This window comes from Enterococcus sp. DIV1368d (assembly GCF_050542975.1).
GTDB classification, from domain to species: Bacteria; Bacillota; Bacilli; order Lactobacillales; family Enterococcaceae; genus Enterococcus_D; species Enterococcus_D casseliflavus.
Window position 1 is genome coordinate 1,227,404 of sequence record NZ_CP172939.1, and the last position, 25,289, is coordinate 1,252,692.

The 25,289-nt window shown below is 44.5% G+C and carries 22 protein-coding genes and 1 pseudogene; 17 read left to right on the forward strand and 6 right to left on the reverse strand.

What is annotated here, in order from left to right:
- Positions 1–86: 86 nt before the first annotated feature.
- From IGJ44_RS05725 to IGJ44_RS05750, 6 genes and pseudogenes are all read left to right on the forward strand, one after another.
- Positions 87–1,376 (forward strand): ABC transporter substrate-binding protein, encoded by a 1,290-nt coding sequence (locus tag IGJ44_RS05725; RefSeq protein WP_430606297.1) that lies wholly within the window; start codon positions 87–89, stop codon positions 1,374–1,376.
- A 61-nt stretch (positions 1,377–1,437) separates the two neighbouring features.
- Positions 1,438–2,313: a carbohydrate ABC transporter permease gene (locus IGJ44_RS05730; protein WP_010747841.1), complete on the forward strand. Its 876-nt coding sequence runs from the start codon at positions 1,438–1,440 to the stop codon at positions 2,311–2,313.
- A 2-nt stretch (positions 2,314–2,315) separates the two neighbouring features.
- A pseudogene (locus IGJ44_RS05735) lies at positions 2,316–3,131 on the forward strand (carbohydrate ABC transporter permease); the annotation flags it as partial.
- A gap of 40 nt (positions 3,132–3,171) precedes the next feature.
- Positions 3,172–5,364 (forward strand): alpha-galactosidase, encoded by a 2,193-nt coding sequence (locus IGJ44_RS05740; protein WP_142964367.1) that lies wholly within the window; start codon positions 3,172–3,174, stop codon positions 5,362–5,364.
- 191 nt (positions 5,365–5,555) lie between these two features.
- On the forward strand, positions 5,556–5,834 hold the full coding sequence (locus tag IGJ44_RS05745) for a (4Fe-4S)-binding protein (RefSeq protein WP_015509363.1): 279 nt from the start codon (positions 5,556–5,558) through the stop codon (positions 5,832–5,834).
- Entirely contained in the window at positions 5,822–6,094 is a 273-nt protein-coding gene (locus IGJ44_RS05750; RefSeq protein ID WP_010747845.1) for a GNAT family N-acetyltransferase, read from the forward strand. Before IGJ44_RS05745 ends, IGJ44_RS05750 begins: the two co-directional genes overlap by 13 nt.
- A gap of 66 nt (positions 6,095–6,160) precedes the next feature.
- Here the strand turns inward: IGJ44_RS05750 and IGJ44_RS05755 are convergent, their stop codons facing one another.
- From IGJ44_RS05755 to IGJ44_RS05775, 5 genes are all read right to left on the reverse strand, one after another.
- On the reverse strand, positions 6,161–7,915 hold the full coding sequence (locus IGJ44_RS05755) for an ABC transporter ATP-binding protein (protein WP_121261837.1): 1,755 nt from the start codon (positions 7,913–7,915) through the stop codon (positions 6,161–6,163).
- Positions 7,912–9,642 (reverse strand): ABC transporter ATP-binding protein, encoded by a 1,731-nt coding sequence (locus IGJ44_RS05760; RefSeq protein WP_430606301.1) that lies wholly within the window; start codon positions 9,640–9,642, stop codon positions 7,912–7,914. The genes IGJ44_RS05755 and IGJ44_RS05760 overlap by 4 nt, the downstream gene beginning before the upstream one ends.
- Before the next feature lie 15 nt (positions 9,643–9,657).
- A complete protein-coding gene (locus IGJ44_RS05765; RefSeq protein WP_430606303.1) occupies positions 9,658–10,197 on the reverse strand; it encodes a GNAT family N-acetyltransferase in 540 nt (179 codons plus the stop codon).
- A 149-nt stretch (positions 10,198–10,346) separates the two neighbouring features.
- Positions 10,347–10,706 (reverse strand): hypothetical protein, encoded by a 360-nt coding sequence (locus tag IGJ44_RS05770; RefSeq protein ID WP_430606306.1) that lies wholly within the window; start codon positions 10,704–10,706, stop codon positions 10,347–10,349.
- A gap of 74 nt (positions 10,707–10,780) precedes the next feature.
- Positions 10,781–11,713: a helix-turn-helix transcriptional regulator gene (locus IGJ44_RS05775; RefSeq protein WP_430606308.1), complete on the reverse strand. Its 933-nt coding sequence runs from the start codon at positions 11,711–11,713 to the stop codon at positions 10,781–10,783.
- Between the two features lie 77 nt (positions 11,714–11,790).
- On the opposite strand from IGJ44_RS05775, the gene IGJ44_RS05780 reads away from it, so the two are divergent.
- From IGJ44_RS05780 to IGJ44_RS05815, 8 genes are all read left to right on the forward strand, one after another.
- Positions 11,791–12,255, forward strand: coding sequence for a VOC family protein (locus IGJ44_RS05780; RefSeq protein ID WP_167826782.1), 465 nt, complete (start codon positions 11,791–11,793; stop codon positions 12,253–12,255).
- A gap of 193 nt (positions 12,256–12,448) precedes the next feature.
- On the forward strand, positions 12,449–13,603 hold the full coding sequence (locus IGJ44_RS05785; RefSeq protein ID WP_034868433.1) for an LCP family protein: 1,155 nt from the start codon (positions 12,449–12,451) through the stop codon (positions 13,601–13,603).
- A gap of 175 nt (positions 13,604–13,778) precedes the next feature.
- A complete protein-coding gene (locus tag IGJ44_RS05790; protein ID WP_430606311.1) occupies positions 13,779–14,693 on the forward strand; it encodes a cation diffusion facilitator family transporter in 915 nt (304 codons plus the stop codon).
- A 765-nt stretch (positions 14,694–15,458) separates the two neighbouring features.
- Entirely contained in the window at positions 15,459–18,125 is a 2,667-nt protein-coding gene (locus IGJ44_RS05795) for a cation-translocating P-type ATPase (RefSeq protein WP_430606313.1), read from the forward strand.
- Positions 18,126–18,334: 209 nt separating this feature from the next.
- Positions 18,335–18,742, forward strand: coding sequence for a MarR family winged helix-turn-helix transcriptional regulator (locus tag IGJ44_RS05800; protein WP_034868440.1), 408 nt, complete (start codon positions 18,335–18,337; stop codon positions 18,740–18,742).
- A 14-nt stretch (positions 18,743–18,756) separates the two neighbouring features.
- Positions 18,757–19,392, forward strand: coding sequence for a nitroreductase family protein (locus tag IGJ44_RS05805; protein WP_008378805.1), 636 nt, complete (start codon positions 18,757–18,759; stop codon positions 19,390–19,392).
- A gap of 14 nt (positions 19,393–19,406) precedes the next feature.
- Complete coding sequence (locus IGJ44_RS05810) at positions 19,407–19,694, forward strand: putative quinol monooxygenase (protein WP_016608137.1); 288 nt, start codon at positions 19,407–19,409, stop codon at positions 19,692–19,694.
- 2 nt (positions 19,695–19,696) lie between these two features.
- A complete protein-coding gene (locus tag IGJ44_RS05815) occupies positions 19,697–20,056 on the forward strand; it encodes a DUF1304 domain-containing protein (protein WP_016613516.1) in 360 nt (119 codons plus the stop codon).
- Between the two features lie 132 nt (positions 20,057–20,188).
- Here IGJ44_RS05815 and IGJ44_RS05820 read toward each other — a convergent pair whose 3' ends face one another.
- On the reverse strand, positions 20,189–20,791 hold the full coding sequence (locus IGJ44_RS05820; RefSeq protein ID WP_194193030.1) for an ECF transporter S component: 603 nt from the start codon (positions 20,789–20,791) through the stop codon (positions 20,189–20,191).
- Between the two features lie 110 nt (positions 20,792–20,901).
- On the opposite strand from IGJ44_RS05820, the gene IGJ44_RS05825 reads away from it, so the two are divergent.
- From IGJ44_RS05825 to IGJ44_RS05835, 3 genes are all read left to right on the forward strand, one after another.
- Positions 20,902–21,522, forward strand: coding sequence for a TetR/AcrR family transcriptional regulator (locus IGJ44_RS05825; protein WP_015509375.1), 621 nt, complete (start codon positions 20,902–20,904; stop codon positions 21,520–21,522).
- A 366-nt stretch (positions 21,523–21,888) separates the two neighbouring features.
- Complete coding sequence (locus tag IGJ44_RS05830) at positions 21,889–23,367, forward strand: PcsB-like coiled-coil domain-containing protein (protein WP_430606318.1); 1,479 nt, start codon at positions 21,889–21,891, stop codon at positions 23,365–23,367.
- A gap of 33 nt (positions 23,368–23,400) precedes the next feature.
- The gene (locus IGJ44_RS05835; RefSeq protein WP_194193027.1) at positions 23,401–25,278 is read left to right on the forward strand and encodes a glucosaminidase domain-containing protein; all 1,878 of its coding nucleotides are present in this window, start codon (positions 23,401–23,403) and stop codon (positions 25,276–25,278) included.
- Positions 25,279–25,289 lie beyond the last annotated feature (11 nt).

A 25,289-nucleotide genomic window follows, 5' to 3' on the forward strand; every position in this document is an offset into this window, starting at 1 on the left:
TTTAGTAAGCTCTTTCATAATCATTGAATACGGTTACAAAATCAGTGTATAGTTAGCCATGTAAATAAAAGGAAAGAGGGATAAAAATGAAAAAACTACTTGCATCGATGGTAACGGCGGCTGCAGTGCTGACTTTGGCGGCTTGCGGAAACAGCAACACAAGCTCTGGGGATTCTGGCGAGTCCTCAAACAAAGTCACGGTCTGGGCATGGGATGAGACCTTCAACATCAAGGCAGTCAATGAAGCCAAAAAAGTATATGAAAATCAAGATGTCGATGTGGAAGTCGTGACGATGTCGCAAGATGATATCGTCCAAAAATTAAATACGAGTCTGGCATCTGGAAATACGGACGGACTACCAAATATCGTTTTGATCGAAGACTACCGCATCCAAGGATACCTTTCTTCTTATCCAGATGCGTTTAGTGATCTAACGGATATCGTGAATGAGGAGGATTTCTCCAGCTATAAATTTGCGGTCAATAAAGTCGACGATGTCATTTATGGGGTGCCATTTGACAGTGGCGTCGCAGGACTATTTTACCGCACAGACTATTTAACCGATGCAGGCTATGAGCAAGCTGATCTCGAAGATATTACTTGGGATGATTTTATCAGCATCGCCAAAGATGTCAAAGAAAAAACGGGTCACGCTATGATGTCGTTAGACCCAAGCGATCTTGGCTTGGCACGAATCATTATGCAATCGACAGGCGAATGGTATACCGGTGAAGATGGCTCCACTGTGACCATCAAAGACAATGAATCCTTCAAAGCCGGTCTAACTGTCTTAGCAACATTGTTGAATGAAGGCTTAGTTGAACAAGTTTCTGATTGGGATGGCGGGGTCAATGCCGTTCAATCGGGGAATGTCGCTTCTGCGCCAACTGGTGCGTGGTATTCCAGCACGATTCAAGGCGCGGAAGACCAAAGCGGCAAATGGGCGATCGCTCCAATCCCATCTATCGCTGGCGACAGCAATTCAGTCAATGCTTCTAGCATCGGCGGAGCAGGCTGGTACGTGATCAAAGGGGTTGACGGCGAAGAAAATGCCAAAGACTTTTTAGCCAATACCTTTGCTTCAAATAAAGAATTGATGGGTACATTAGCTACCGAGATCGGTTTGGTTTCAACCATGAATGCTGCAGAAGAAACGGAAGAATATACGTCGGGGCTTGATTTCTATGGCGGTCAAAAAGTCTTCCAAGATTTCTCTCAATGGTCACAAGAAATTCCAGCCGTGAACTACGGCAATCACACCTATGCCATTGAATCTGTCTTGACTGAAAGCTTGCAGCGAGTGATCAACGGCGAAGACATCGATAAAGTATTAGAAGAAGCACAATCACAAGTGGAAGCACAAATTGCAAACTAATCGAACAACTTTGCAGAAACTCGTGAGCGATCGCGAGTTTCTGTGTTAAGGGGGAATTACAATGAAAAACAAAACAAAAAATTGGTTTGCAAACGGCAATGCCTTTATTACCTTACCCGTCATTTTGATCACGATGCTGGTCTTTATCCCGATGGTCTCGGCATTGTTCACGTCATTCCAATCAGGACCACCAACTGCGATGACCTTTAACGGTCTTGGCAACTATCAGCGGATGTTGAGCGACTCAACCTTTAAAAAAGCCTTTGGCAATACGTTTTTATACTTATTAGTCCAAGTTCCGATCATGCTCTTTTTGGCGCTGATCGTATCGAACATATTGAATGACAAAAAATTGAAGTTTAAAGGGCTGTTCCGCACCGCCTTGTTCTTACCATGTATCACATCCTTGGTTTCTTATTCCTTGATCATGAAAAGTCTCTTTTCGGCAAATGGGTTAGTCAATAACTTTTTGACACAGCTACACTTGATCGATGCACCGATCCAATGGTTGACAGATCCTTTTTGGGCAAAAGTACTGATCATTTTTGCCATCACGTGGCGTTGGACTGGCTACAATATGATTTTTTTCATCTCAGGCATGCAAAATATCGATCCAAGTATTTACGAAGCGGCAGAGATCGATGGTGCCACGAAATGGGACCAATTCTTCAAAATCACGATTCCCAACTTGCGTCCAATCATCTTATTTACCACGATCACCTCAACGATCGGTACGCTGCAATTATTCGATGAAGTTCAAAATATCACTGGCGGTGGACCAGCCAATGCTACGACGACCTTGTCGCAATATATCTACAATTTGAGTTACAAATTCACGCCAAACTTTGGGTACGCCGCTGCGGTCTCCTTTGTTATCGTGATTGCGATCGTGATCTTATCGATCATCCAAACGAAAATAGGAGGAAAAGAAAATTGAAAACAATCTCACTCACTTTAAAATACGTCTTTCTGGCGATTTTGGCTTTCATCTCTATTTTTCCATTTGTTTGGATGATTCTAGGGATGACCAATCAAACCTTTGATATCGTTGCTGGAAAAATCATGATTGGCGATCAATTGGTCATCAACTTCCAAAATCTCTTTTCTTCCGACTTGAATTTTACTCGGGCATTAGGCAATTCCGCAGTGATTGCCGTGATTACGACCGTCTTTGCGCTGTTGTTCTCCTCCATGGCAGGGTATGGCTTTGAGATTTATCGGACGAAAACCAAAGACCGCATCTTTAATATTCTCCTGCTGTCGATGATGGTGCCTTTTGCCGCGCTAATGATCCCGCTCTATCGGATGTTCAGCAAGCTTAGCGGCACACCGATCGGGATCAATACCTTCGCTGTCGTGATTTTGCCCTCAGTCTGTACCGCCTTTTTGATTTTCTTTTTTCGCCAAAATATCAAGGCATTCCCTAGAGAATTAGTCGAAGCTGCTCGGATCGATGGCTTGAATGAACTGAGCATTTTCTTTAGAGTCTACATGCCGACGGCTAAAAATACTTATGCAGCTGCTGCGATCATTACGTTTATGGGCAGCTGGAACAATTATTTATGGCCATTAGTTGCCCTGCAATCACCAGACAAACGGACCGTTCCACTGGTTCTTTCGGCTATGGGTGCTTCTTATACACCTGATTATGGCATGATGATGTGCGGCATCGTGATCGCCACACTGCCGACGGCCATCATTTTCTTCGTTTTACAAAAACAATTTGTCCAAGGGATGCTGGGATCCGTGAAATAAGCGGGGCATCAGCAAACAAATACAAAGTAGAGGGTACGATATGATTCTTTTTGACAAACATTTAAACGTCTTTCATTTAAGCAACGATCAAATCAGCTATCTCTTACAGATAGAGGAAGGGGGCAATGTGGCGCACCTTTATTTTGGGAAAAAAATCGCCCATTATTCTGGCGGCTATCGCTACCCACGCCTTGATCGCTCCTTTTCACCCAATCCCCCAGACAGCAGCGATCGGCTTTTCTCATTAGACACCTTGATGCTGGAGTTTCCTGGTAATGGCTTCGGGGACTTTCGAGAAGCTGCCTACACGATTCGCCAGTCTGACGGCAGCCGAGTCAGCCATTTTGTCTTTAGTGATTACCAGATTCAACAAGGCAAACCAGCCTTAGCAGGATTGCCTCAGACCCATGGGGCCGACGACGGCATCGAAACACTGATTCTGTCCTTAAAAGATGATGTGGCGGGACTCGAACTGCAGTTGTTTTACACGATTTTTGAGGATGCGGCAGTGATCGTTCGCTCAAGTAAAATAATCAACCACGGAATCCAGCCTGTTACGATCGAGCAGCTGGCGAGTCAAGCGCTCGATTTTCCTAACCGGCCCTTTGATTTGATCCACTTGCCAGGGGCGTGGGCGAAGGAACGTCAAGTGACCCGAGAACCCATCCATCGCGGCATCAAGCGTTTAGACAGCAAGCGGGGTTCCAGCAGCCATCAGCAAAATCCCTTTGCCGCCTTGCTGGAACCTAATGCTACGGAGTTTGCTGGGGAGTGTTTTGGTTTTAGTTTGCTGTATAGTGGCAACCATGAAATTATCATCGAAAAAGATCCTTACCATCAGACTCGTGTGATCATGGGGATCAACAGCCATCAATTTGCCTGGCAATTGCCGCCAACTGAAAGCTTTCAAGCCCCAGAAGCCGTGATTGCTTATAGTGAGGCTGGCTTGAATCAGCTGTCAGCCACCTATCATGATTTTTATGATGAGCATTTGATTCGGGGTAAATACAAAAAGCAAGAACGGCCGATCCTGATCAATAACTGGGAAGCAACGTACTTTGATTTCAATGAAGAAAAGCTAGATGCCCTCGTTGATGAAGCCAAGGAGCTGGGAATCGAACTGTTTGTTTTGGATGACGGCTGGTTTGGTCAGCGAGAAGATGACCAAACCTCATTAGGCGATTGGTTTGAAAACGAAGGCAAGCTGGCTTCTGGCTTGGCAGGATTTGCCCAAAAAGTCCATGACAAAGGGCTGCAATTCGGGCTTTGGCTGGAACCAGAAATGATTTCTGGTGACAGTGAACTAAACCGACAGCACCCCGATTGGCTGTTACAAGTACCCAATCGCAAGCCAGCGCTTAGCCGCAGTCAGTATGTGTTGGACTTTTCTCGACAAGATGTCAGAGACCATCTCTATCACCAGTTAACCCAACTGTTTGATACGGTTGCCATCGACTATATCAAATGGGACATGAACCGCAGTCTGTCGGATGTCTATTCCTTGCTCCTCGATCCTGCCCAACAAGGGGAGGTTGCACATCGCTATCTGCTGGGCTTGTATGAATTTCTGGAAAAACTGACCACTGCCTATCCAACGATCCTGTTTGAAGGCTGTTCTGGTGGCGGTGGGCGCTTTGATGCTGGCTTCTTGTATTATATGCCGCAGATTTGGACCAGCGACAACACCGATGCCATCGCCCGCCTGAAGATCCAATACGGAACCAGTCTGGTCTATCCGCCATCCACCATGGGTGCCCATGTCTCAGCGATCCCGAACCATCAGACCCAACGGGCAACGGATCTAGCGATTCGCGGCAATGCTGCGATGTCTGGCTTGCTGGGCTATGAGCTTGACTTGACACAGCTGACACAAGAGGAAAAAGCGCAGATCAAAGAACAAATCGCTTTTTATAAAAAACATCGGCGCCTGCTGCAGTTGGGCCGCTTTGTTCGACTGCTCAGCCCTTATGAAGGCAATGACGCCGCCTGGCTGTATGTTTCTCCAGATAAAAAAGAAGCGATCGTCTTTTACTTCCGAGTCTTGGCCGAAGCCTCTGCACCATTGGTTACTTTAAAACTGGCTGGCTTAGATCCTGACCTGACCTATCAAAGTGGAGGAGAGACCTTCGGTGGCGATGAATTGATGCAGCTCGGGTTGTATATCGATCCTCATTTAGCAGGGGATTACGCCACACAGCGGTTCCATTTTGTTGCAAAAGCGCCTTACGAATGAAAATCAGCGTCCCGTCAAAGCAATATGTTTTGACGGGACGCTTTATTGTGCTGCCGCAAGCTTTTGGCTAATGATCGGCAACTGAGAGGTTATTTTTGAACAAATGATTTATTTTTTTCTCGAGAAGTCGTATGATGAAGGAGGAGGCAGGCAGATTGCTTCTGACAATCAATAAGAGGAGGGTGTTCAACATGGACGAACAGCCACTAGGCAAGGAAACAGAAGCAGGGTTGATCGCTGCAGGATATCGGAAGTATCGTGGCGAAGCGATCGATATTTATTACAACAAAGAAATTTGCACTCACAGCGGCAACTGTGTGCGGGGCAATCCCGCTATTTTTGAAGTTGGACGGCGCCCATGGGTGATTCCTGATAACGGGGAAGCAGCGCAAGCGGCACAAGTGATCCACACTTGCCCCAGCGGTGCATTAAAGTACATATTAAAGGAGGAAGAACCATGGAAATCTTAGAAGAAAACACTCGATTTGTGTTAAAAGACGGCGACAAAGAAATCGGTGAAATGACCTGGTCGGAAGCGGGCGAAACACGCTTGATCATTGACCATACCTTTGTCGATCCCGCTTATCGGGGCCAAGGTCTGGCCGAAAAATTAGTGGCAAAAGGGGTGGAAAAAGCCCGCAAAGAACAAAAGAAAATCATTCCTTTGTGTCCCTTTGCCAAAAAAGAATTTGAACGCAAACCAGAATATGCCGATGTTTGGAACCAATAAATAAAAAAGACCCCCGTCAGCTCAAGCAGGTACCTTTGAGCTGATGGGGGTTTGTGGTATGGCTGATCAATGTTGGAATTGAGCATGGTACAGGCGATAGTAATAGCCTTGTTCTGCCAGTAATTCTTCATGGGTTCCTTGCTCCACGATTTGACCGGCATCCATCACCAGGATCTTGTCTGCTGCTCGAATCGTTGATAAGCGATGGGCGATCACAAAGCTGGTTTTGCCTTCCATCATTTTCAAGAAAGCATCTTGGATTTTTTTCTCAGTCAGAGTATCAACCGAACTGGTTGCTTCATCCAAAATCAGCATGGGTGGGTTGCTGATCATCGTGCGGGCGATCGTCAATAGCTGCCGTTGCCCGTCAGAGATCTTGATTCCTTGATGACCGATCGGTGTATCAAGTGTTTCTGGTAAGCGCATCACATACTCATACATATAGGCATGCTTTAAGGCATCGTAGATTTCTTCATCTGTGGCAGTGTCATTGCCGTATTGCAGGTTTTCCCGTAAAGAGGCATCGAATAACCATGTATCTTGCAAGACCATTCCGAAGCTTTGCCGTAATTCTTCTCGTTTCAACTGACGAATATCGGTGCCATCGATTTTTATCGCGCCTTTATCGACATCATAGAAACGCATCAATAAATTGACTAACGTCGATTTACCGGCACCGGTTTTTCCGACGATTGCGACGGTTTCTCCAGGTTTTGCAGTAAAAGTGAAATCTTCGATCAATTTTTGACCAGGATCATAAGCAAAAGACACCTCCTCAAAGGCAATCTCGCCTTTGATCTCTCCCAGTGATTGAGATTCTTGATCATCGGCTGTTTCTGGCTCTTGATCCAACAGCTCAAAGGTTCTTGAAAGTCCAGCCAATGCCGTTTGGATCTGGGTCGTAATTCCTGACAATTCAATGAATGGTTTCGAAAACTGACTGGAGTAGATCGTAAAGCTGGAAATCATCCCAACCGTGACAGCACCTGTACCAGAAAAGTAAAGCAGACCGCCGACAAAGCCGACTGACAGATACGCCAAATGATCGACGAATCGTGAAAGGGGATTGGTCAAAGAAGAAGAAAACTGTGCCTTTTGCCCCCGGACATTCAATTCTTGGTTGATCGTTTCAAAACGGTTTTGGTTGATGGTTTCTCGATCAAAGGCTTTGACGATTTTTTGATTGCCGATCATTTCCGTAACAAAGCCAGAAATTTCGCCGACGATTTCTTGTTGCCTAGCAAAATGCGATTGAGACGTTCGTGCCACGATCCAGTTGACCAAAAAGATGATCGGGGTCGAAACCAATACGACCAACGTTAAGGGCACACTCATTTGCAGCATGACGACTAAGGCGATCAAGACGACCGAAATACCAGAGAACAACTGGTTAAAGACTGCAGCGACGGCAATGGAAATATTGTCCATGTCGTTGGTAAAACGACTGACGATGTTGCCGTGGGAGTTTTGATCATAATAGCGCAACGGCAATGTATTGAGATGCGCAAAACCTTTTTTGCGCAAATCGGCGACAGATAGATACGCCACGCGGTTGCCCAGTCGCTGGATCAACCATTGACTGACCACAGTCACTAAAACCACTCCGGCAAACAGAAGCAAAATACGATAGAGAGCGCTGAATTGCACTTGATCAGCACCTATCAGCTGATCGACGGCTTGACCAATCTGATACGTCATATAAACCGAGGAGACGCCAGCAGCGATCCCGAGGACAACTGCTGCCCAAGTTTCCTTCGCGTAGGCAGTCAAATAAGGGAGGTAGCGACGAAAGGCCGACCAATCGAATGATTTCTTTTTCATGCTTCTTCCTCCTCTGCCTGTGATGCCACGATTTCTTGGTATTCTTTTGACGTTGCCAGTAGCTCTTCATGGGTCCCTTTGCCTACCAAATTCCCTTGGTCTAAGACTAAGATCTGCTGCGCATCTTGAATGGAGCGAACCCGTTGAGAGATAATGATGACCGTGCCACGAATGCTTTCTTTTAAAGCCATCCGCAAATCAAGATCGGTTTGATAGTCAAGGGCGCTCAGGGAATCATCCAAAATCAAGATATCTGGTTTAGCAATCAACGCTCTGGCGATCGTTAACCGTTGTTTTTGTCCCCCAGAAAAGTTCTTGCCACCTTCAAAAATCGGAGTATCCAGTTGCTGCGGCAAGGCTTCAACGAAGTCACGGCTTTGAGCGATCTCTAAAGCGCGCCAGCAATCTTCATCGGTGGCCTCTTTTTTGCCCCATTGCAAGTTTTCCCGAATCGTCCCCGTAAACAGCACGGCGGTTTGAGGCACCATAGCGATTTTTTGGCGTAATTGCTGTAAAGGCCATTTCCGCACATCGTGACCGTCAACGATCACTTTGCCATCTGCTACATCGTAGAAGCGGGGAATCAATTGGGTCAAGGCAGATTTCCCACTCCCGGTTGGTCCAGTGATACCTAAAATAGACCCTGGCGCGACTTGGAAATCAATGTTTTTCAAAGCTAATCCGTATTCTTTTGAAAAGCGGAAATCAACATGTTCAAAGCGAATCGCTCCGACGTTGTTTTTCGGCTGATCCATAAAGACTTCTGAAAGTTCATCGCCGATCGATGGCTCAGTGGTTAACACTTCGTTGATCCGTGAACCTGATGCTGCCGCACGGGTAAAGATGATCACTAAGTTGGAAACCACGATCAATGCTAAGAGCATTTGATTCATGTAATTGACCAGTGCCAGCACTTGTCCTTGCTGCAAATTGCCAATATTGACCTTGAATCCACCGATATAAAACAACGAGATAATGCCGACGTTCATGATCAAGGTGGTGGCAGGCGTCAATAAAGCAGAGAGATTTGTGACCCGTAAATAGACATCACTTAAATCATCAGTTGCTTTATCAAAACGTTTCGTTTCCGTTTTTGTGCGGGCAAAAGCACGAATCACCCGAATCCCGCTTAAATTTTGACTCACTAGTTCGTTTAATTCGTCGAGATGAATTTGAACTTTCTTATATAATGGCACGGTTTTGGCGATGATCCAGAATAAGACGATACAAAAGAGCGGTAAGACGAGTAGGAAAATCAAGCCAGCTTGCCAATCAATGACAAAGGCCATAATCACCGAACCGATACTTAAGAAGGGCGCACGGACCACCAGCCGAATCAGCATCGCCAAAGCAATCTGCATCTGATTGATGTCGTTGGTCATTCGGGTGATCAAGGTATCCGTCCCGAATAAGTTTAGTTCGCTATGGGAAAGGGTGTTGATTTTTTTCATCAAGCGATTGCGTAGTTCCGTCCCGAAGCCTTGAGAAGCGACGGAAGCATAATACTGACAGATGACGGCACAGATCATGCCTACCACAGACATCACGATCATCCAGATCGTCATTTCAACGACTTTCGACCAATTGTTTTGCCGTAGCCCCTCATCGACTAAAGCGGCCATCTGTAAAGGCAGGACCAATTCAAACACCGCTTCTAAAAATTTGAAAAACGGACCAAGAATAATCTGTTTGCGATAATCCTTGGCATAGCGTAACAAGCTAATCATAAAAAACCTCCTAAATTATTTCGGATGAGCAGGATGTTCACTGGCTAAACAGGCAAAAACCAAACTATCGGTCCATTCCCCCTTGTTCCACCAGTCTTGGATAAAATGTGCTTCTTGGCGTAATCCAATGCGTTGGCAAAGCTTGGCTGAGGCCTGATTGCGGGCATCTAGCGTCGCTTGGACCCGATGGATCTTCTGACTGGTAAACAACCAGCCCAACAATTCATTCAATGCTTCTTGAGCAAACCCTTGTCCGCCAAATGACGGATGGAAGGCATAGCCGATTTCAACGGAAGACGGCTGACCAGTAGACCACACCGACAAATCGCCGATGACCGTTTGGTCGTGTAGTACCGCCAAAGAAAGACCTGCTTGGTCCGCCAAGGTGTGATGTTGGCATTTTTTGGCAAAAGCCGCAGCTGCCGTTTCTGTCTGCCAAGGCTCATGAAGTAAGAATCGGCAGACTTCCGCTTGCTGATAAATAGCAAAGGTATCGGCAAAATCACTTTCTTGAAACGGACGGAGCAGTAAACGTTCGCTTTCAATAAAACCCATAACAGCCTCCATTTCTTTAGGGACATCTTACCATAGAACGAAATAGCCGAAAACATCCCTTGAAAAATCTGTTCATTTTCTTGCAAAAAAAATGTAAATCACTTGAAAAGTCTTTTTCTAGGAAACGAACCTTGCCAGTTGCTGCTCATTTACCACGACTGCCAGCGGGCAAGAAAGGTTTTTTGCCAATCTCCCAAGGGCAAGATCACTCGCTGCATTTGAAAACGGTAGGTTTCCCCTTTATAAGTAAAGCGAATCGGGACGAGCATCCCTACAACAGGATCTTTGTGCTGTTTTTTCAGCTCAGCAAGCGGTATGCTTTTGTGCTGCACGACTTTTGTCCAGAAAAGATTCAACGCCAAAATCGTCAAATGCTGATCATCCAAGACGAGCAGGCTACGGTTGGTGATGGCGTTGAAGGACTGCCATTTTGCATAGCCGATGGCAGCCCCTTCTGTCCTATAGGGGGCAGCCAATGCTTGGAAGGTTTTTTTATTTAAAAGAAACATAGGTAGAAAACTCCTTATCAATTAGAATCAGTTTCGCCGCAAGCAAGCAATCAATAATCAATGCAGGAAAGCGGTCAGTCCGTTGCAAATGGCTGCAGCATTTGCCGAACGTTTTCAGTATACGCTTGTTTGAGGTCTAACGGTTGGATTTCTTTGATGGTTGGACCAAATTGCAAGAGAAAATCAGCCAGAAAACCCAGCTCATTGTCGGCAATGTGCCCCTCTAAGCAAAGCTCACTAGGACGTTCCACCACTGCCATATCAGGATATTTTTCTTGCCACAAGCGTTCCTTTGCCGATAGATCAAAGCGGATGTGATAGCCCAGTGTTTGTGTCAACACTTGTTGCTGCAGCTGTTTTTCAGCTAACTGCTGCAAGGTATAGCCTGTTTTTTCAGTCGGAGCAAGTCCCTGCATTGCATCACAGCGATAGCGGCGAAAAGCCTGCTTTTGACAATCATAGGCCAAACAGTACCAGTAGCCAGCACGAAAATCCAGCTGATAGGGTTGGACGGTCTTGTTCGTTTTTTGATAACGCTGATAGGTAAATTGGATGACTTGTTCTTGTACGATCGCTGAAAAAAGCGCTGAGAGGATCGGCGCACTCGTCAATTGAGGCACCCCTTGAAACGAAACCGCCGTCTCCATTTTTTCTAACCACTCGGTGTCTCCTTGATAAAAAGACTGCAACAATTTTCGCCGTAGCCCTTGATAGCTCCGATCAAAAGGAGAATCGGTTAATTTTTGTAAGAGCTGCAAAGCAAAGAAAAGGGTATACCGTTCATTTTTATCAAAGTACAACGGGGTCAGTTGATTTTTCAAAATCTGATAGCCGCCATAACGACCGGTTTCTACCACGAGAGGCAAGCCCAGCTCTTCCAATGATTGGACATCACGGACGGCTGTACGTTTTGAGATTGCGAAGGTTTCCATCAAATCGGCTAGATGAAAAGTGGTTTTTCCTTGTAAATACAATAGTTCCTGCGTTAAGCGTTCTGATTTTTTCATTTCTTTCTCCAATGGTGCCAAGTTTTGGCAATATTCACAGTTACACTTATGGTAACAAGAAAAGGAGGAACCAACAAATGATCGAACCAAAAATCGCTATGTTTTTAACCTTAGACGGCAAAGCCCAAGAAGCCATTCAATTTTATCAAGAAACACTAGACGCAACCCTCTTATTTGCCATCACCAACCAGGAGTATCGTGAGAGACTTGATCCAACGCTGGAGATTTTTGCGGGACAAGAACAGTATCTTTCTCACTCCATCCTACAAATCGGAGATTTCCAGTTGCAGCTGGCAGACAATCCATTAGTTGAAGGAGAGGCGATTCAGGGAGGCAATCACTTGTCACTGAGTTTGACGCTAGCGGAGAGCCAAATAGCTCAGAAGTTTTATCAACGATTGATGCAAAAAGGCAGTCAGACGATCCAAGCACCAAGTGAGAATGCTTTTGCGTTTTTTTATGCAAGTGTTCGCGATCCCTTTGGTGTAATTATTCAGCTGACTGTCGAAAAAGAAGTTGATCCCACCAAAAAGGGGGAATGAAAAAACTCGTTTTTTAATAAAATATCCATAGAAGTTGACTAATTATCCAAGTTTCTTTCAATCCCAGAATTATTTTTTAGGAATGTTTAAAGGACTTCACAGAAAAAGAATAAAACTTCTTAAAAAAATAGGCGGATCGTAAAAATTCTGGTACAATCGGGGAGAGCAATTCAGGAGAAATGAAGGAGGCACTATGGATAGAAAGACGAGATATAAACAGCAAAGAGCCCACAAAGCGCGCAACAAACGCGTGATTATTGGAGGAATCTTTCTTTTCGCCATTGCAGGCATCGTTTTATTTGCCGGCTATACGTATTATGCAGCAAAAAATTCAGTGGATAAAATGTTTAAAGAATCCGCTGTGATAACCTCTAACAAAGAAAAAGAGGATGGATCACTCAAAACATCCGATGTAAGTTCCAAATTCGGTGTTTTATTGATGGGTGTCGATAATGATGAGGAACGTGAACAAACAGATCATTTAGACAGTGCACGTACAGACAGCTTGATTTACATGGTTTATGATGGCGAAAACAAAAAAATCGATATGGTGAGCATCCCGCGGGATATTTGGACGAATATCTATGATGGAACTGGAACGGGTACAATTTATACGACAGCAAAAATCAATAGTGCCTATACAGTCGGTGAAGAGGATGCAACAATCGAAACCGTTCAAAATTATTTGCAGCTCCCAATCGATTACTACGTAAACGTGAATTTTATTAGTTTTAAAAAAATTATTGATGCAATTGGTGGTGTAACTGTAAATGTCCCTTACGACATAAATCAAGATTATGCCGCAGATAACTCTGGGGAAACATTGATTCCGGAAGGTCGTCAGTTGTTGAACGGTGAGCAAGCTTTGATTTTTGCGCGTATTCGAAAAATGGATACCGATGTTGATCGGGGAAATCGTCAGCAAGAAGTCATTGAAGCAGCAATTCATCAGGCTTTAAAAATTAATAACGTGACGAAATATCAAGAAATTTTAGATTCTGTAAGTAATGACGTAAATACAAACTTTAAATTTGAAGATTTAGTTTCCCTTGCTGGAAATATGATTTCAGGATTTGAAATCAATAGTCATACCTTTGAATGGTATGATGGGGAGTCTTACGATGGTCAGTCCATTGTGTACATCCAAGACTACTCTTACAATGAAATCCGAAACGACATGCTTAAGGCATTAGGCAAGCAGACAGAAGAACAGAGTACCCAAAATCAAAATACAGATGCTCAGACAGGATACGACGATGGGTCTCAAGGCACAGGCTATGGCAGCGAGTACGGTACTGACAACGGAACGGGCTATGGCACGGAGTATGGATCAGATTCAAATTATTAATGAAGTATTATTGTCAGAAGCAAGCCAGGAGAAATCCTGGTTTTTTTGCGTTCAAGAGGGGAGTAAATGGTAAATCTTTATCACAAGCCACTTTCGTTTTCATCTAGGAAGTGCAGTGCTATGCTTATGAAAAGAGACAGCTTGTTACAGCGAGTCCGACACCGAGGGAGGAACCATGATGGAAAAACAGCAAGAACAAAAAGCCCGTAGAATCGTTTTGCTGACCCACGTCTTAGGGTTGATCATGAAAGCCATCGGCTACTTCTTTAGCGGCAGTGCTGTCTTGATGAACGAAAGTATCCATAGTCTGATCGATTGCATCAATCAAGGACTTCTAGCCATCGGTGAAAACCGAGCACAGCGAGGACGCAGTGAACTGCATCAGTTTGGTGAAGGACGAGCGACCTATTTTTTTAGTACTGTAGTTGCCATGACAGTTTTTTTAGGTGGTGGGATTTTAGCGGTTGTTGAAGCCAGCCGTGATCTACTAGACCCCACCCACGAAGTGGAACAGCTCCAGCTGGTGGCAGCGATCTTATTTGTCAGTTTGTTCATTGAAGTGACGGCTGTACAAGAGGGATGGCAAGAAGTCAAAGAACAAAACAAGCAAAACCAACCCCTCGTCCGTTTCTTAAAAGAAAGCCGCGATTCCGATCTGCTTTTAGGCTTCACGGAAAATTTGTTTGCCTTAGGTAGTGTGACGATCGCCATCGCAGGAATCTTATTGACCTCATTGACGGACAATCCAGTATTTGATTCCCTCGGCGGCATTTTAGGTGGATTGTTGCTGATTGCTGCTGCTGTCTTTTTAGCCAAAGAATTTTATAGCCTCTTGATTGGTGAGGGCGCCTCTGCTTCTGATTTAATGGCGATCAAACAAATTTTAGCCGATCCTGCCATCATTCAAATCAAAGATTTGCGAACCCTCCATCTAAGCCCAGAAGAACTTTTGATCGTCGCCGACCTTACCTTGAAGCTAGGACCCGAAGAACCAAGCGTATTTATCGATACCATCGAACAGCAGATCAAACAGGCTTTGCCTGATCTGCGAGTCTATTGCTATATCGAGAGTGAGGAAGTTCCCTCATAAAGTAGAATAAATACGAAGCATTCTTCGGTTGGTGATTTATCATTCAAACGAGGAATGCTTTTTTGGGGTATTGGCGTGCTTGTTTTATATGAACACAATGGATCAATGGCTTGTTTTGCTTCAACCTTTTCTGGCGATCAGGAAGGAGAATGTCAGCGAGAGGTCGCAATTTAATTGTTTTTTAGCAATAAACACTTTTTTTGTTCAAAAGTTTGTTGTTTTTTGTTAAAATAAAGTAAGGACAGCAAGCGTTCTCTTTTTAAAGTTATTTTTTTGCTAGAGTTGTAACATTGTAAATCACAACATAGCAGAAGCTTAGTTTATTAAGAAAACACCGAAACGAGTACCTGTTTGGCATTACTGACATGCTGCCCAATCGTCACCAAAAGCGGTGGTGCTAATTTTGTTACGACTGTTTTTTTACACCACTTGTGAAGCAAAATCCTTTGCGAACATCTTCATCCATGATAGGTTAGAAGTAGGCCGGATGGTTTTTTCACAAAGTACGTACATAGAAAGATCACTTGCGACGTTTAAAAGAAGCGACTTCATTGCTCGCAAAATGATCGATGCTCAACACACATACCTATTCCCTCAGCCAGTCAACCTGCGCTTGCTTTTCTTATTGGTTATATTCCCTTCACTCAGCAATTGCCTGAACCGATTCAAATCAAAAAATGACTGTGCAAGGTATCTGTACCGATTTATCCCTTCAGAAACGTGGAAACCCTCGGCAAGAAGTTTATAATTTAAAGGAGGAATTTGATGGAAAAATTTTACCAGCAAAAGACTGAAGAGACCTTGAAACATTTTGAAAGTGACCGCAAGCAAGGCCTAAGCGGGAAAGAAGCCGACAAACGCTTAGAAAAATACGGAGAAAACACGATCCAGCAACAAGAATCCCTTTCTGTATGGGAATTGCTGTGGCATAACTTGAACAACTTGATTGTTTATTTATTGCTAGCAGCTGCGTTACTCTCTTTTGCGATGGGGGAAACGATTGAAGGAATTGCAGTATTGATTGCCGTGGTGATTGCTGTAATGACAGGCTTTATTACAGAATTACGAGCACAAAAATCAATTGATTCTCTTCAAAGCATGATTTACACTACCGCAAAAGTGATTCGTGATGGAGAAGTAATGGAGATCGAGTCGGCAAAAATCGTTCCAGGCGATATTCTCGTTCTGGAAGAAGGGGATGCCATTGCGGCAGATGCCCGCTTACTTGAAACGAGCAACTTTGCCTGCATCGAATCAGCGCTGACTGGTGAGTCAGAAGCTGTTGAAAAAGATGCACGAGAAACCTATGAAGAAGATGTTCCACTAGGCGATCGCCGCAATGTCGTTTTCGCAGGAACTGCGGCAACTCGGGGAAATGCCTATGCGGTAGTGACAGAAACAGGTATGAAGACCGAGGTCGGAAAAATCAGTGACATGCTGACGGGTGACAAAAAGCGTCAAACGCCGTTAGATATCGAATTGGACAAGCTAGGAAAAGCAATCATTATTGCAGCACTCTTTGCGGCGGTGGCAGTTTTGATCGCTGGGGTCTTGACGAATCAACCATTTGTCGAAATGATCCATATCTCGATTATTTTGGCGGTCGCAGCGATACCTGAGGCAATGCCAGCCGTTTCGACGATCACATTGTCCCTAGGCATGCGGACGATGGCCGAGCACAAAGCATTGGTCAAATCGTTATCAGCCGTAGAGACTTTGGGCGCCACCAGTATCATTGCCAGTGACAAAACGGGGACGCTGACAGAAAACCAAATGACGGTTGCTGAGATCATTTTAGGTTCAGGAGAAATGTTCAAAGTGACAGGAAATGGGTATGAACCCAACGGAAAATTTTACAAGGCAGACTCGGAGGATGAAACCGAGATCGATGCAGCCAATCATGAGGCGCTGCAAGGGATGATCGAAAACGGTGCTTTATGTACCACCGCCACTTTACGTGAAAACGAAGGGCAATACGAGATCCTCGGTGATCCAACAGATGGGGCGTTCGTCGTTTTAGGTCAAAAAATCGGCATCGATCGCCAAAAAGAGCAGGACAGCGGGCTGAAGAAAATCGCAGAAATGCCCTTTGATTCCGACAACAAATACATGGTGACCGTGTATGAAGGAAAGCAACGGACATTGATCATCAAAGGGGCACCAGATGTCTTGATTGATTTAGCCGATGCGGATGCCCAAGAAAAAGAACAGCTTCATGAATACAATGACACGTTAGCCAGTCATGGGCAGCGGGTGATCGCTGTCGGTTGCATCAAGGATTATCAAGGTGGAACGGACGAAGCAGAGCTGAAAGCAGCACTGCAGGAAATCAAGATTCAAGGCTTTGCGGGCATCGTCGACCCGCCGCGAACAGATGTCAAAGAAGCAGTGAAGGTTGCCCAAGAAGCGGGGATCCGAGTGAAAATGATCACCGGGGACCATCCGAAGACGGCATCCATGATCGCCAAAGAAATTGGCTTAAAAGACCATGAAAAAACCATGACGGGTCGTGAGATCGATGAATTGGCAGGGCAAGAAGGCTTTAACGAAAAAATCGAAGAAGTCGCTGTCTTTGCTCGAGTTTCACCAAAAAATAAATTACAGCTTGTGGAAGCGTTGCGTGAAGAAGGCGATATCGTTTCAATGACTGGCGATGGGGTCAACGATGCGCCAGCACTCAACGGCGCCGATATCGGGATCGCCATGGGGATTCGTGGGACAGAAGTAGCCAAAGAATCTTCCGATATGATTTTGACAGATGACCGTTTTGGAACGATCGTCGATGCCATCAAAGAAGGACGCATCATTTTTGACAACATCAAAAAATATGTTTCCTTCCTGTTCTCTTGTAATATGGTTGAGATCGTGACGATCTTTTTAAGTGTCATCTTCTTGATGCCCATGCCGATCCAACCGCTGCATATCCTTTTCTTGAATCTAGTTATCGATATTGCTCCAGCCATGGCATTAGCCTTTGAACCAGCTGAAGACGACATTATGAAGCGCCAGCCACGGTCGAAAGCTGATGGCCTCGTTAACAAGCGTTTCTTAGGACGTATCATTTTAAGTGGGGTCGTGATTGGTTTGGTGGCGTTTGGCTTCTTCAACTTCCTGATGCTGACGGATCACGAGTTGCTTTATGCACAAACAGCAACCTTTACCTTTATGGCAGTGGCGCAATTGATGCATATTTTCAACGTTCGTAAGAGCAGCGGCTTTGGTTTAGACAAAACCCTCTTGAAAAACAAACCATTGATGGGGGCATTGCTCCTTTCCGTCGGCTTACAGCTTTCAGCGGTCTATGTACCGTTTATGAATGAGCTATTGGATACGATGCCGATTCAAGCTGGCACGTGGGGCATTATCTTCGCAGCAGCAGCGATCTCTACACTGATCGTGATGGGCTTGAAGAAACTCTTCCAATTAAAATAAAATAAATTCTACCGTATTTTCTCAATACCGGAGTAACGAAGACCCGCAGCCTAATGGCGCAACTTCGCCAAAGGATTCTTGATTCGATCCTTGATGAAGTTCGCCTAGCTGCGGGTCTTTTTTGCTTACTCTTTACAAGCAAAAGAAAATGATTTATACTTGACTAGTCAACAGTTGACAAGTCAACGATGAAAGGAGCGGTTTATGCAATGAATTTACGTGAGCTAAGCGGATTGCTGTATCGGATGAAAATCGTGAATCAAGAATTAACGGCGATCTTTGAAAAAGAGACTGGCTTTAGTCTGACCCGTTATCAGTTGCTGCAGTTTTTGAATGAGCAAGGACGCTGTACCCAAAATCAAGTACAGAATGAATTGAAGATCGATAGTGCAGCGGTCACTCGGCATTTGAAGATTCTCGAAGAAAAACAATTTGTGACACGGGAACGAAACAAAGACAATAACCGCGAGATTTTTGTTTCTTTGACACCGAAAGCACAAGCCGATTTGGCTAGTTGTGCTTCAAAGCATGCCAGCTCTGAGGAGTCGTTAGGCATCAATTTGACCGAAGAAGAAGAAGAACAGCTTCTAACATTACTTATGAAATTAGTTCCATGAAAGAAGGCAAACCCATGACAGAATACAGCAATAACAATTTTTCAGAGATCACCTTTGGCCGAAAATCGGTTCGTGTCTATGATGAAACCTACAAAATCCCCCATGAAGAAATGTTGACCATGATCCAAGAGTCAACGACAGCACCTTCCTCAGTCAATATGCAGCCTTGGCGCTTTGTTGTTGTGGAAAGCGATGAGCAAAAAGCAAAATTGAAACCATTGATTCGTTTCAACGTCCGTCAAAATGATACCTCTTCTGCAATGGTCTTGATTTTTGGCGATATGCTTTGTCATGAACTTGGGGAAGAAATTTATAACAAAGCAGTAGCAGAAGGTAAAATGCCAGCGGAAGTACGTGACCAACAATTAGCAGCGATCATTCCGCATTACGAAAATCTTACAAAAGAACAAATGAATGATGTGGTGAAGATCGACGCTAGTTTAGCAGCGATGCAATTTATGTTAGTTGCGCGGGCGCATGGCTATGAAACCAACCCAATCGGCGGCTTTGAAGCAGATCAATTAGCCGAAGCTTTTGGCTTAGACAAAGAACGTTATGTTCCTGTCATGATCCTTTCAGTCGGAAAAGCCAAAGAATTAGGCTATGAATCCGTTCGGTTAGACGCAGAACAAATTACGACATTTCTATAAGAGGAGGGAAAACGATGGAAATCATTAATGCAACGTTTTACATCAAAGAAGAAAAGCGGGCAGATTTTTTAGCCGCTGTTACGCCATTATTAGCATCGGCGAGAGCTGAGGAAGGCTGCCACGGCTATCATCTCTATGAATCATTGGAAGAGAACAATCGGTTTGTCATGGTCGAAAAATGGGCGAATCAAGAAGCGATCACCGCTCACAATCAAAACCCGCTGCTGCAACAATTATTCCAACAAATGCCTGACTTTGCAGCCAAACCGAGCGAGATCGTTGTCGCTCATCAAGGAGAATAAAGATGACGATTTTATCGACGATTTTGATTGTACTGGTTGCCTTAGAGTTTTTCTATATTCTCTATTTAGAAACATTTGCCACTACGTCCAAAGCAACGGCGCGGGTCTTCAACGTGACGAAAGCAGAACTTGAACGACCGATCGTTGTGACCTTGTTCAAAAACCAAGGGGTTTACAATGGACTCATTGGTTTGGGGTTACTGTATAGTATTACCTTTGCTTCAGCGCCATTGGAAATCAGTCGCTTGCTGTTGATCTACATTATCTTAGTGGCTGCATATGGCAGTGTGACTAGCGACAAGAAAATTATTTTGACCCAAGGCGGTCTAGCGATCCTTGCCTTGCTATCCACCTTTTTTTAACCAATAAAAGAAGAAGTCCCCCGATCGAAGAAAGCATTTCTATACAATAGAAGCTTTCTTCGATCGGGGGCTTTTAATGTTTGGGCAAAGAGTACTCAGAACGTGAAAAAAATGATAGGATAAGAGAAGGGACTAACGATTTTCTGGACGTAAACTGGTTGCTGCAAATAAGGCTTTTACTAGAATGGGTGTTAAGATCGCAGCTGTGATCACCTCAGAGATTCCATTCGTTACTGCAATTCCACCGAGGGTCACGAATAAAGCCGAAGCATCGACACCATAGGTAGTGGAAACTAAGCCAGTATACAAGGTTCCCATTAACGTTAAGACCAAAACTGTATTGGTGATGGTCCCAAAGATTGCTGCAACAATCGAAGCAGCGACGACTTTTTTGGTCTTTTTGTAAATGATCGTAAACAAGAGACCAGCCACTAAGCCAACCAATACACGGGGAACCACCGAGATGATTGGGTTGGTGAAAACGGCAATGTCTAAGGGCGTTGTCGGAGAGGTAAACGCACGGATCATGGTAAAAATACCCCAGACTAAGCCGATGAACATCCCGTCTTTTGTCCCTAAAACGATGGCAGCGACGATCACCGTGATATGGATGATCGTTAAACTAGTGATACCGATCGGAATAAATCCAAGGAAAGGCACCATCGTCTGTAAAATAATAATAGCAGTCAAAATGGCACGAATGACAAGGCGATAGGTTTTGCTTTTTGTATTCATTGTAAAAACTCCTTTTTTTATAATGACACTCGTGTCATTTTTAAGTTAGGTTGATTATACAACAAAATGACACGAGTGTCATTAATAATGTGATGAAAGGAGCCAAAAAAATGGCAAAGAAGCAACAGAGCGAATTGACTACAGCGGAAAAGAAAAAACAACAAAAGCGTGATTTGATTCTTGAAAGTGCCAAAGTCGTCTTTAGTAAGAAAGGCTTGATCGATGCGACAATGAAGGACATTATCGAAGAGTGCGGCATTAGTCGTGGTGGCATTTATTTATATTTTCGTTCGGTGGATGAGATTTTTTTGGCAGTGTTAGAGCAGCGCTCCAAACGAAAATTTGATGATGTACGAGAGATGATCATGGAGCAAGTGCCCTTTGAAACGATTTTAAACAAATATTTTTCCGACCATCGCAAGCGTCTACTCCACAGCATTTCTGACGGTATGCTGCGAGCCGTCTACGAGTATTACTATACGCATAAAACCGAAGCCTCCAGTTCCCTGCAGCAAGCACAACTTTCTGAGACGAAACGGACGATCCATGAGATCTTTCAAGTCGGCGTTCAGCAAGGTGTGTTAAAAGATGAAAACTTGGCAGTGATTGCAGAAAACTATATGTTCGTGATTGAAGGATTAGGGATTTTGGCTCTGACCGGTCACATCACAGAACAGACAATTGATGACCAAATCGCCGTAATGAGACAACTACTCCCTTATCGTGAATAACACAGACAAAAAAACCTCGCTCTTTTCTAGAAAACACTAGGAAGGAGCATTTTCGTCTGTTTAAAATTTTGTGAATCAAGCATATTTTGCAGAAAATTAATGTAATAAAAGTGAAATCTACAACATTATTTATTTTTTCTTAAGAAAAAGGACTTTTTCTATGAAATTTTCTTGAACACTTGATACATAGGGATTCACTCGGTGTGTTGGTGGGATAGGAGTGGGGAACATGTAATAAAAAACAGATCTTATTTATGTAACTAAAATGTAAATCGCTTACGGATTGGGTTTGTTGCTGAACTATGGTAAAATGAAAATGGTCAAATAAATGAAAAAAAAGTTTTAAAATTGAATTTGGAGGATCAGATGAAGAAGAAAATCTTTGCAACAGTGTGTATGTGCGGCATTGTATTGTCATCATTCGGCGGACCTGTGACCGTTTTTGCTACGAATCACGATCAATTGATCGAACAAAAAAATAACGAGATTGATCAGTTGAGACAGCAACGTCAAAGCGTACAAGGGGAAATTGATGGATTGTCTGCAGAAATTGATTCATTAAATCAAGAAGCAGCAATCATTTTAGCGCAGCAAAGTGATTTGTTGCAAGCGATCGAAGGATTGGATCAGGAAATCAGTCAGTTAGAAGAGCGGATTGCCAAACGCTCAGAAAACATCGAAAAGCAAGCCAGAGAAACACAAGTCAATGGAAAAGGCGACAATTTTCTAACAGCCGTACTAGAAGCTGATTCTGTCAGTGATCTAGTGGGTCGGGTCCATGCCATGACGACGATCATTCGAGCGAATAATGAAGTGATCGAACAGCAAAAAGCCGACCAACAAGCAGTTGAACAAAAGCGTGCGGAATCACAAGAAAAAGTGGCAGAATTGCAAGCAGCACAGAGCCATCTGGAAGCACAAAAAGGTGTCTTGGAAGCAAGCCAAGCAGAATTAAATGTCTTGGTTAGTCAGTTAGCCTACGAAGAAGCAACGAAAGAAGAAGAAAAAGAGCAGCTGCGTGCGGAAAAAGAAGCCTATGAAGCGGAGCAAGCAAGAATTCGTGAAGAAGCTGCCCGCGTTGCTGCTTTACAAGCCCAAGCAGAACAAGCGGCGCAACAGCAGGCAGAGCAAGCTGCAGCAGAAGAAGCAGCCTTGAATGAAGCGGCTGTTCAAGCAGAGGGCACCGAATCTGACGCAGAAACAGAGAGCCAAGCGCCAGTGGAAGAGCCAGCAGCACCAGCAGAAACGCAGCCAGAGGAAACGCAAGAATCTGAACCAGTTGAAACACCAGAGGCTCCAGAAGAAGCACCAGTAGATACACCAGAAATTCAAGAGCCAGACACACCAGTGACACCTGCAGCACCAGAGACGCCAGCGGACAGTGCACCTGCAGTTCCTGCACCGACGCCAGTTACACCAACACCGGCGCCAACGCCTGCTCCGTCACCTGCACCGATCGTGACGCCGCCAGCACCTTCTGCACCAGCATCAACAAATGGTGCTGCAATCGTGGCAGAAGCTTATAAGCATATCGGAAAACCCTATGTTTGGGGTGCCAAAGGACCGGACAGCTTTGACTGTTCTGGGTTTACTCGCTATGTCTTTTTACAAGTAACAGGGAGAGATATTGGTGGATGGACGGTACCACAAGAAACAGCAGGTACAGTGATTTCCGTTAGCCAAGCACAACCAGGAGATCTATTATTCTGGGGTTCATCAGGCAGCACCTATCATGTAGCCATTGCTTTAGGTAGCGGACAATATATTCATGCACCACGCCCAGGACAAAATGTTTCTGTTGGCAGTACCGCTCATTTTACACCTAGCTTTGCAGTAAGAATGTAAGAAATAGCTAGCTGTAGTTTTAAGGAGAGACAAATGGAAGAAAGAAAACAGCTTCGTTATCGTGCGAAGAAACAAAAAAGAGGGCTTCTTTACCGTAAAAGTGCGGCGGCAACCGCTGCACTTGTTAGTACGGTGAATATTTTGCCGATGAATGTCTTAGCAGATACACTTGAGTCAGCAGAAACCCAAAATGGTGTTCAAGTAGTTGAAACAGCAGAGTCAACCCAAGACACATCGACGCAAGATTCCGTGAGCATTGTAGAAGATCAAGAAGTGAACGAGGGATCACCAGCAACGCAAGATAGTACCGAACCATCAGAAGCTGAAAGTTCGGATGTAGTAGAAATTCAAGACGTACCCGAAAATGAACCAGCAGATGATGCTTCTGAACAGAATGAAGCAGAAATCGATCGTGACATTCCTGTTCTGTCAGAAGAAGAGCGGATCGCCATTGAAACGAAGGTCATGCCCAACTACAACAATCCAATGGCACGTTCCAACAATCAGCAAGCATTTATTCAGCAAGTAGGACCAATGGCACAAGAAGTGGCGGGGGCAAATGACCTCTACGCTTCAGTCATGATTGCGCAAGCGATCTTAGAATCAGGTTGGGGGCAATCCACGCTGACTACTCTTGCTAATAATATGTTTGGTATCAAGGGATCTTACAATGGACAATTTGTAGAGATGCAAACCTTGGAAGATGACGGGAATGGCAACCTCTATCCGATTATTGCGAAGTTTCGTAAATACCCTTCATTAAAAGAATCTTTTCAAGACAATGCGCACGTTTTGAGAACCACCTCATTTTCGCCGGGTGTTTTCTTCTACCATGGGGCATGGAAGTCTAATACGAATTCTTATCGTGACGCGACACAATGGCTGCAAGGACGCTATGCCACCGACACGGCTTATGCAAGTAAGCTAAACAACTTGATTGAAACGTACAATTTGACCCAATACGATACATCAAGTGGTGGCGGTTCAAATGATAACAACAATAACAACAATAACAATTCTGAACAGGCGATCAATAAGCAATTCAGAACAAATGCAGCACTCAATATCCGTTCGGATGCTTCCACCAGCGCCTCGATCGTGGGTTCATTGGCTGCCAACGCAACATTTGAAGCAGTAGCGCAAAAAAGCGGCACCAGTGTGAACGGCAATACGACGTGGTATCGAATTCAAGGACGTGGTTGGGTAAGTGCCGCTCACGTGACGGAGATCTCATCGAATACGGGTGGGAATGATAACAACAATAATAATGATAATAACAACGATAATAATAACAATAACAACAGTGCCGAACAAAGCATCAACAAAGAGTTTCGCACCACCACCGCCTTGAACATCCGTTCCGACGCATCGACTAGCGCTTCTGTTGTCGGCTCCTTGGCAAGCAATGCAACATTTCGAGCAGTCGCTCAAAAGACGGGAACGAGTGTCAACGGCAACAATGTGTGGTATCGAATCCAAGGACGCGGCTGGGTGAGCGCTGCGTACGTGACAGAAGTGACCGCTGGAAGTAATAGCTCTGAACAAAGCATCAATAAAGAGTTTCGCACCACCGCAACATTGAATATTCGCTCTGATGCGTCTACCAGTGCTAGAATTGTTGGTTCTTTGTTAAACAACTCCTCTTTTCGCGCAGTTGCGCAAAAGACCGGAACCAGCGTCAATGGTAACAATGTCTGGTATCGAATTGAAGGGCGTGGCTGGGTAAGTGCAGCGTATGTTCAAGAAACGAACGCTTCCTCATCAAACAGCACCACCTATACCGTGCGTTCGGGAGACACTCTATGGGGGATTTCGCAACGCTATGGTGTGACTGTCAATCAGTTGATGCAGTGGAATAATCTTTCTGGATCATTGATTCTTGTAGGGCAACGACTTGTAGTCCGTAGATAAAAAGAAAAAAC

Coding starts and splice junctions, on each gene's coding strand:
- IGJ44_RS05780 (WP_167826782.1), top strand. CDS start 11,791: ATGATCGAACCAAAAATCGCTATGTTTTTAACCTTAGACGGCAAAGCC.
- IGJ44_RS05825 (WP_015509375.1), top strand. CDS start 20,902: ATGGCAAAGAAGCAACAGAGCGAATTGACTACAGCGGAAAAGAAAAAA.
- IGJ44_RS05800 (WP_034868440.1), top strand. CDS start 18,335: ATGAATTTACGTGAGCTAAGCGGATTGCTGTATCGGATGAAAATCGTG.
- IGJ44_RS05765 (WP_430606303.1), bottom strand. CDS start 10,197: ATGGGTTTTATTGAAAGCGAACGTTTACTGCTCCGTCCGTTTCAAGAA.
- IGJ44_RS05790 (WP_430606311.1), top strand. CDS start 13,779: ATGATGGAAAAACAGCAAGAACAAAAAGCCCGTAGAATCGTTTTGCTG.
- IGJ44_RS05805 (WP_008378805.1), top strand. CDS start 18,757: ATGACAGAATACAGCAATAACAATTTTTCAGAGATCACCTTTGGCCGA.
- IGJ44_RS05815 (WP_016613516.1), top strand. CDS start 19,697: ATGACGATTTTATCGACGATTTTGATTGTACTGGTTGCCTTAGAGTTT.
- IGJ44_RS05770 (WP_430606306.1), bottom strand. CDS start 10,706: ATGTTTCTTTTAAATAAAAAAACCTTCCAAGCATTGGCTGCCCCCTAT.
- IGJ44_RS05750 (WP_010747845.1), top strand. CDS start 5,822: ATGGAAATCTTAGAAGAAAACACTCGATTTGTGTTAAAAGACGGCGAC.
- IGJ44_RS05755 (WP_121261837.1), bottom strand. CDS start 7,915: ATGAAAAAGAAATCATTCGATTGGTCGGCCTTTCGTCGCTACCTCCCT.
- IGJ44_RS05835 (WP_194193027.1), top strand. CDS start 23,401: ATGGAAGAAAGAAAACAGCTTCGTTATCGTGCGAAGAAACAAAAAAGA.
- IGJ44_RS05725 (WP_430606297.1), top strand. CDS start 87: ATGAAAAAACTACTTGCATCGATGGTAACGGCGGCTGCAGTGCTGACT.
- IGJ44_RS05740 (WP_142964367.1), top strand. CDS start 3,172: ATGATTCTTTTTGACAAACATTTAAACGTCTTTCATTTAAGCAACGAT.
- IGJ44_RS05810 (WP_016608137.1), top strand. CDS start 19,407: ATGGAAATCATTAATGCAACGTTTTACATCAAAGAAGAAAAGCGGGCA.
- IGJ44_RS05795 (WP_430606313.1), top strand. CDS start 15,459: ATGGAAAAATTTTACCAGCAAAAGACTGAAGAGACCTTGAAACATTTT.
- IGJ44_RS05775 (WP_430606308.1), bottom strand. CDS start 11,713: ATGAAAAAATCAGAACGCTTAACGCAGGAACTATTGTATTTACAAGGA.
- IGJ44_RS05830 (WP_430606318.1), top strand. CDS start 21,889: ATGAAGAAGAAAATCTTTGCAACAGTGTGTATGTGCGGCATTGTATTG.
- IGJ44_RS05820 (WP_194193030.1), bottom strand. CDS start 20,791: ATGAATACAAAAAGCAAAACCTATCGCCTTGTCATTCGTGCCATTTTG.
- IGJ44_RS05760 (WP_430606301.1), bottom strand. CDS start 9,642: ATGATTAGCTTGTTACGCTATGCCAAGGATTATCGCAAACAGATTATT.
- IGJ44_RS05785 (WP_034868433.1), top strand. CDS start 12,449: ATGGATAGAAAGACGAGATATAAACAGCAAAGAGCCCACAAAGCGCGC.
- IGJ44_RS05730 (WP_010747841.1), top strand. CDS start 1,438: ATGAAAAACAAAACAAAAAATTGGTTTGCAAACGGCAATGCCTTTATT.
- IGJ44_RS05745 (WP_015509363.1), top strand. CDS start 5,556: ATGGACGAACAGCCACTAGGCAAGGAAACAGAAGCAGGGTTGATCGCT.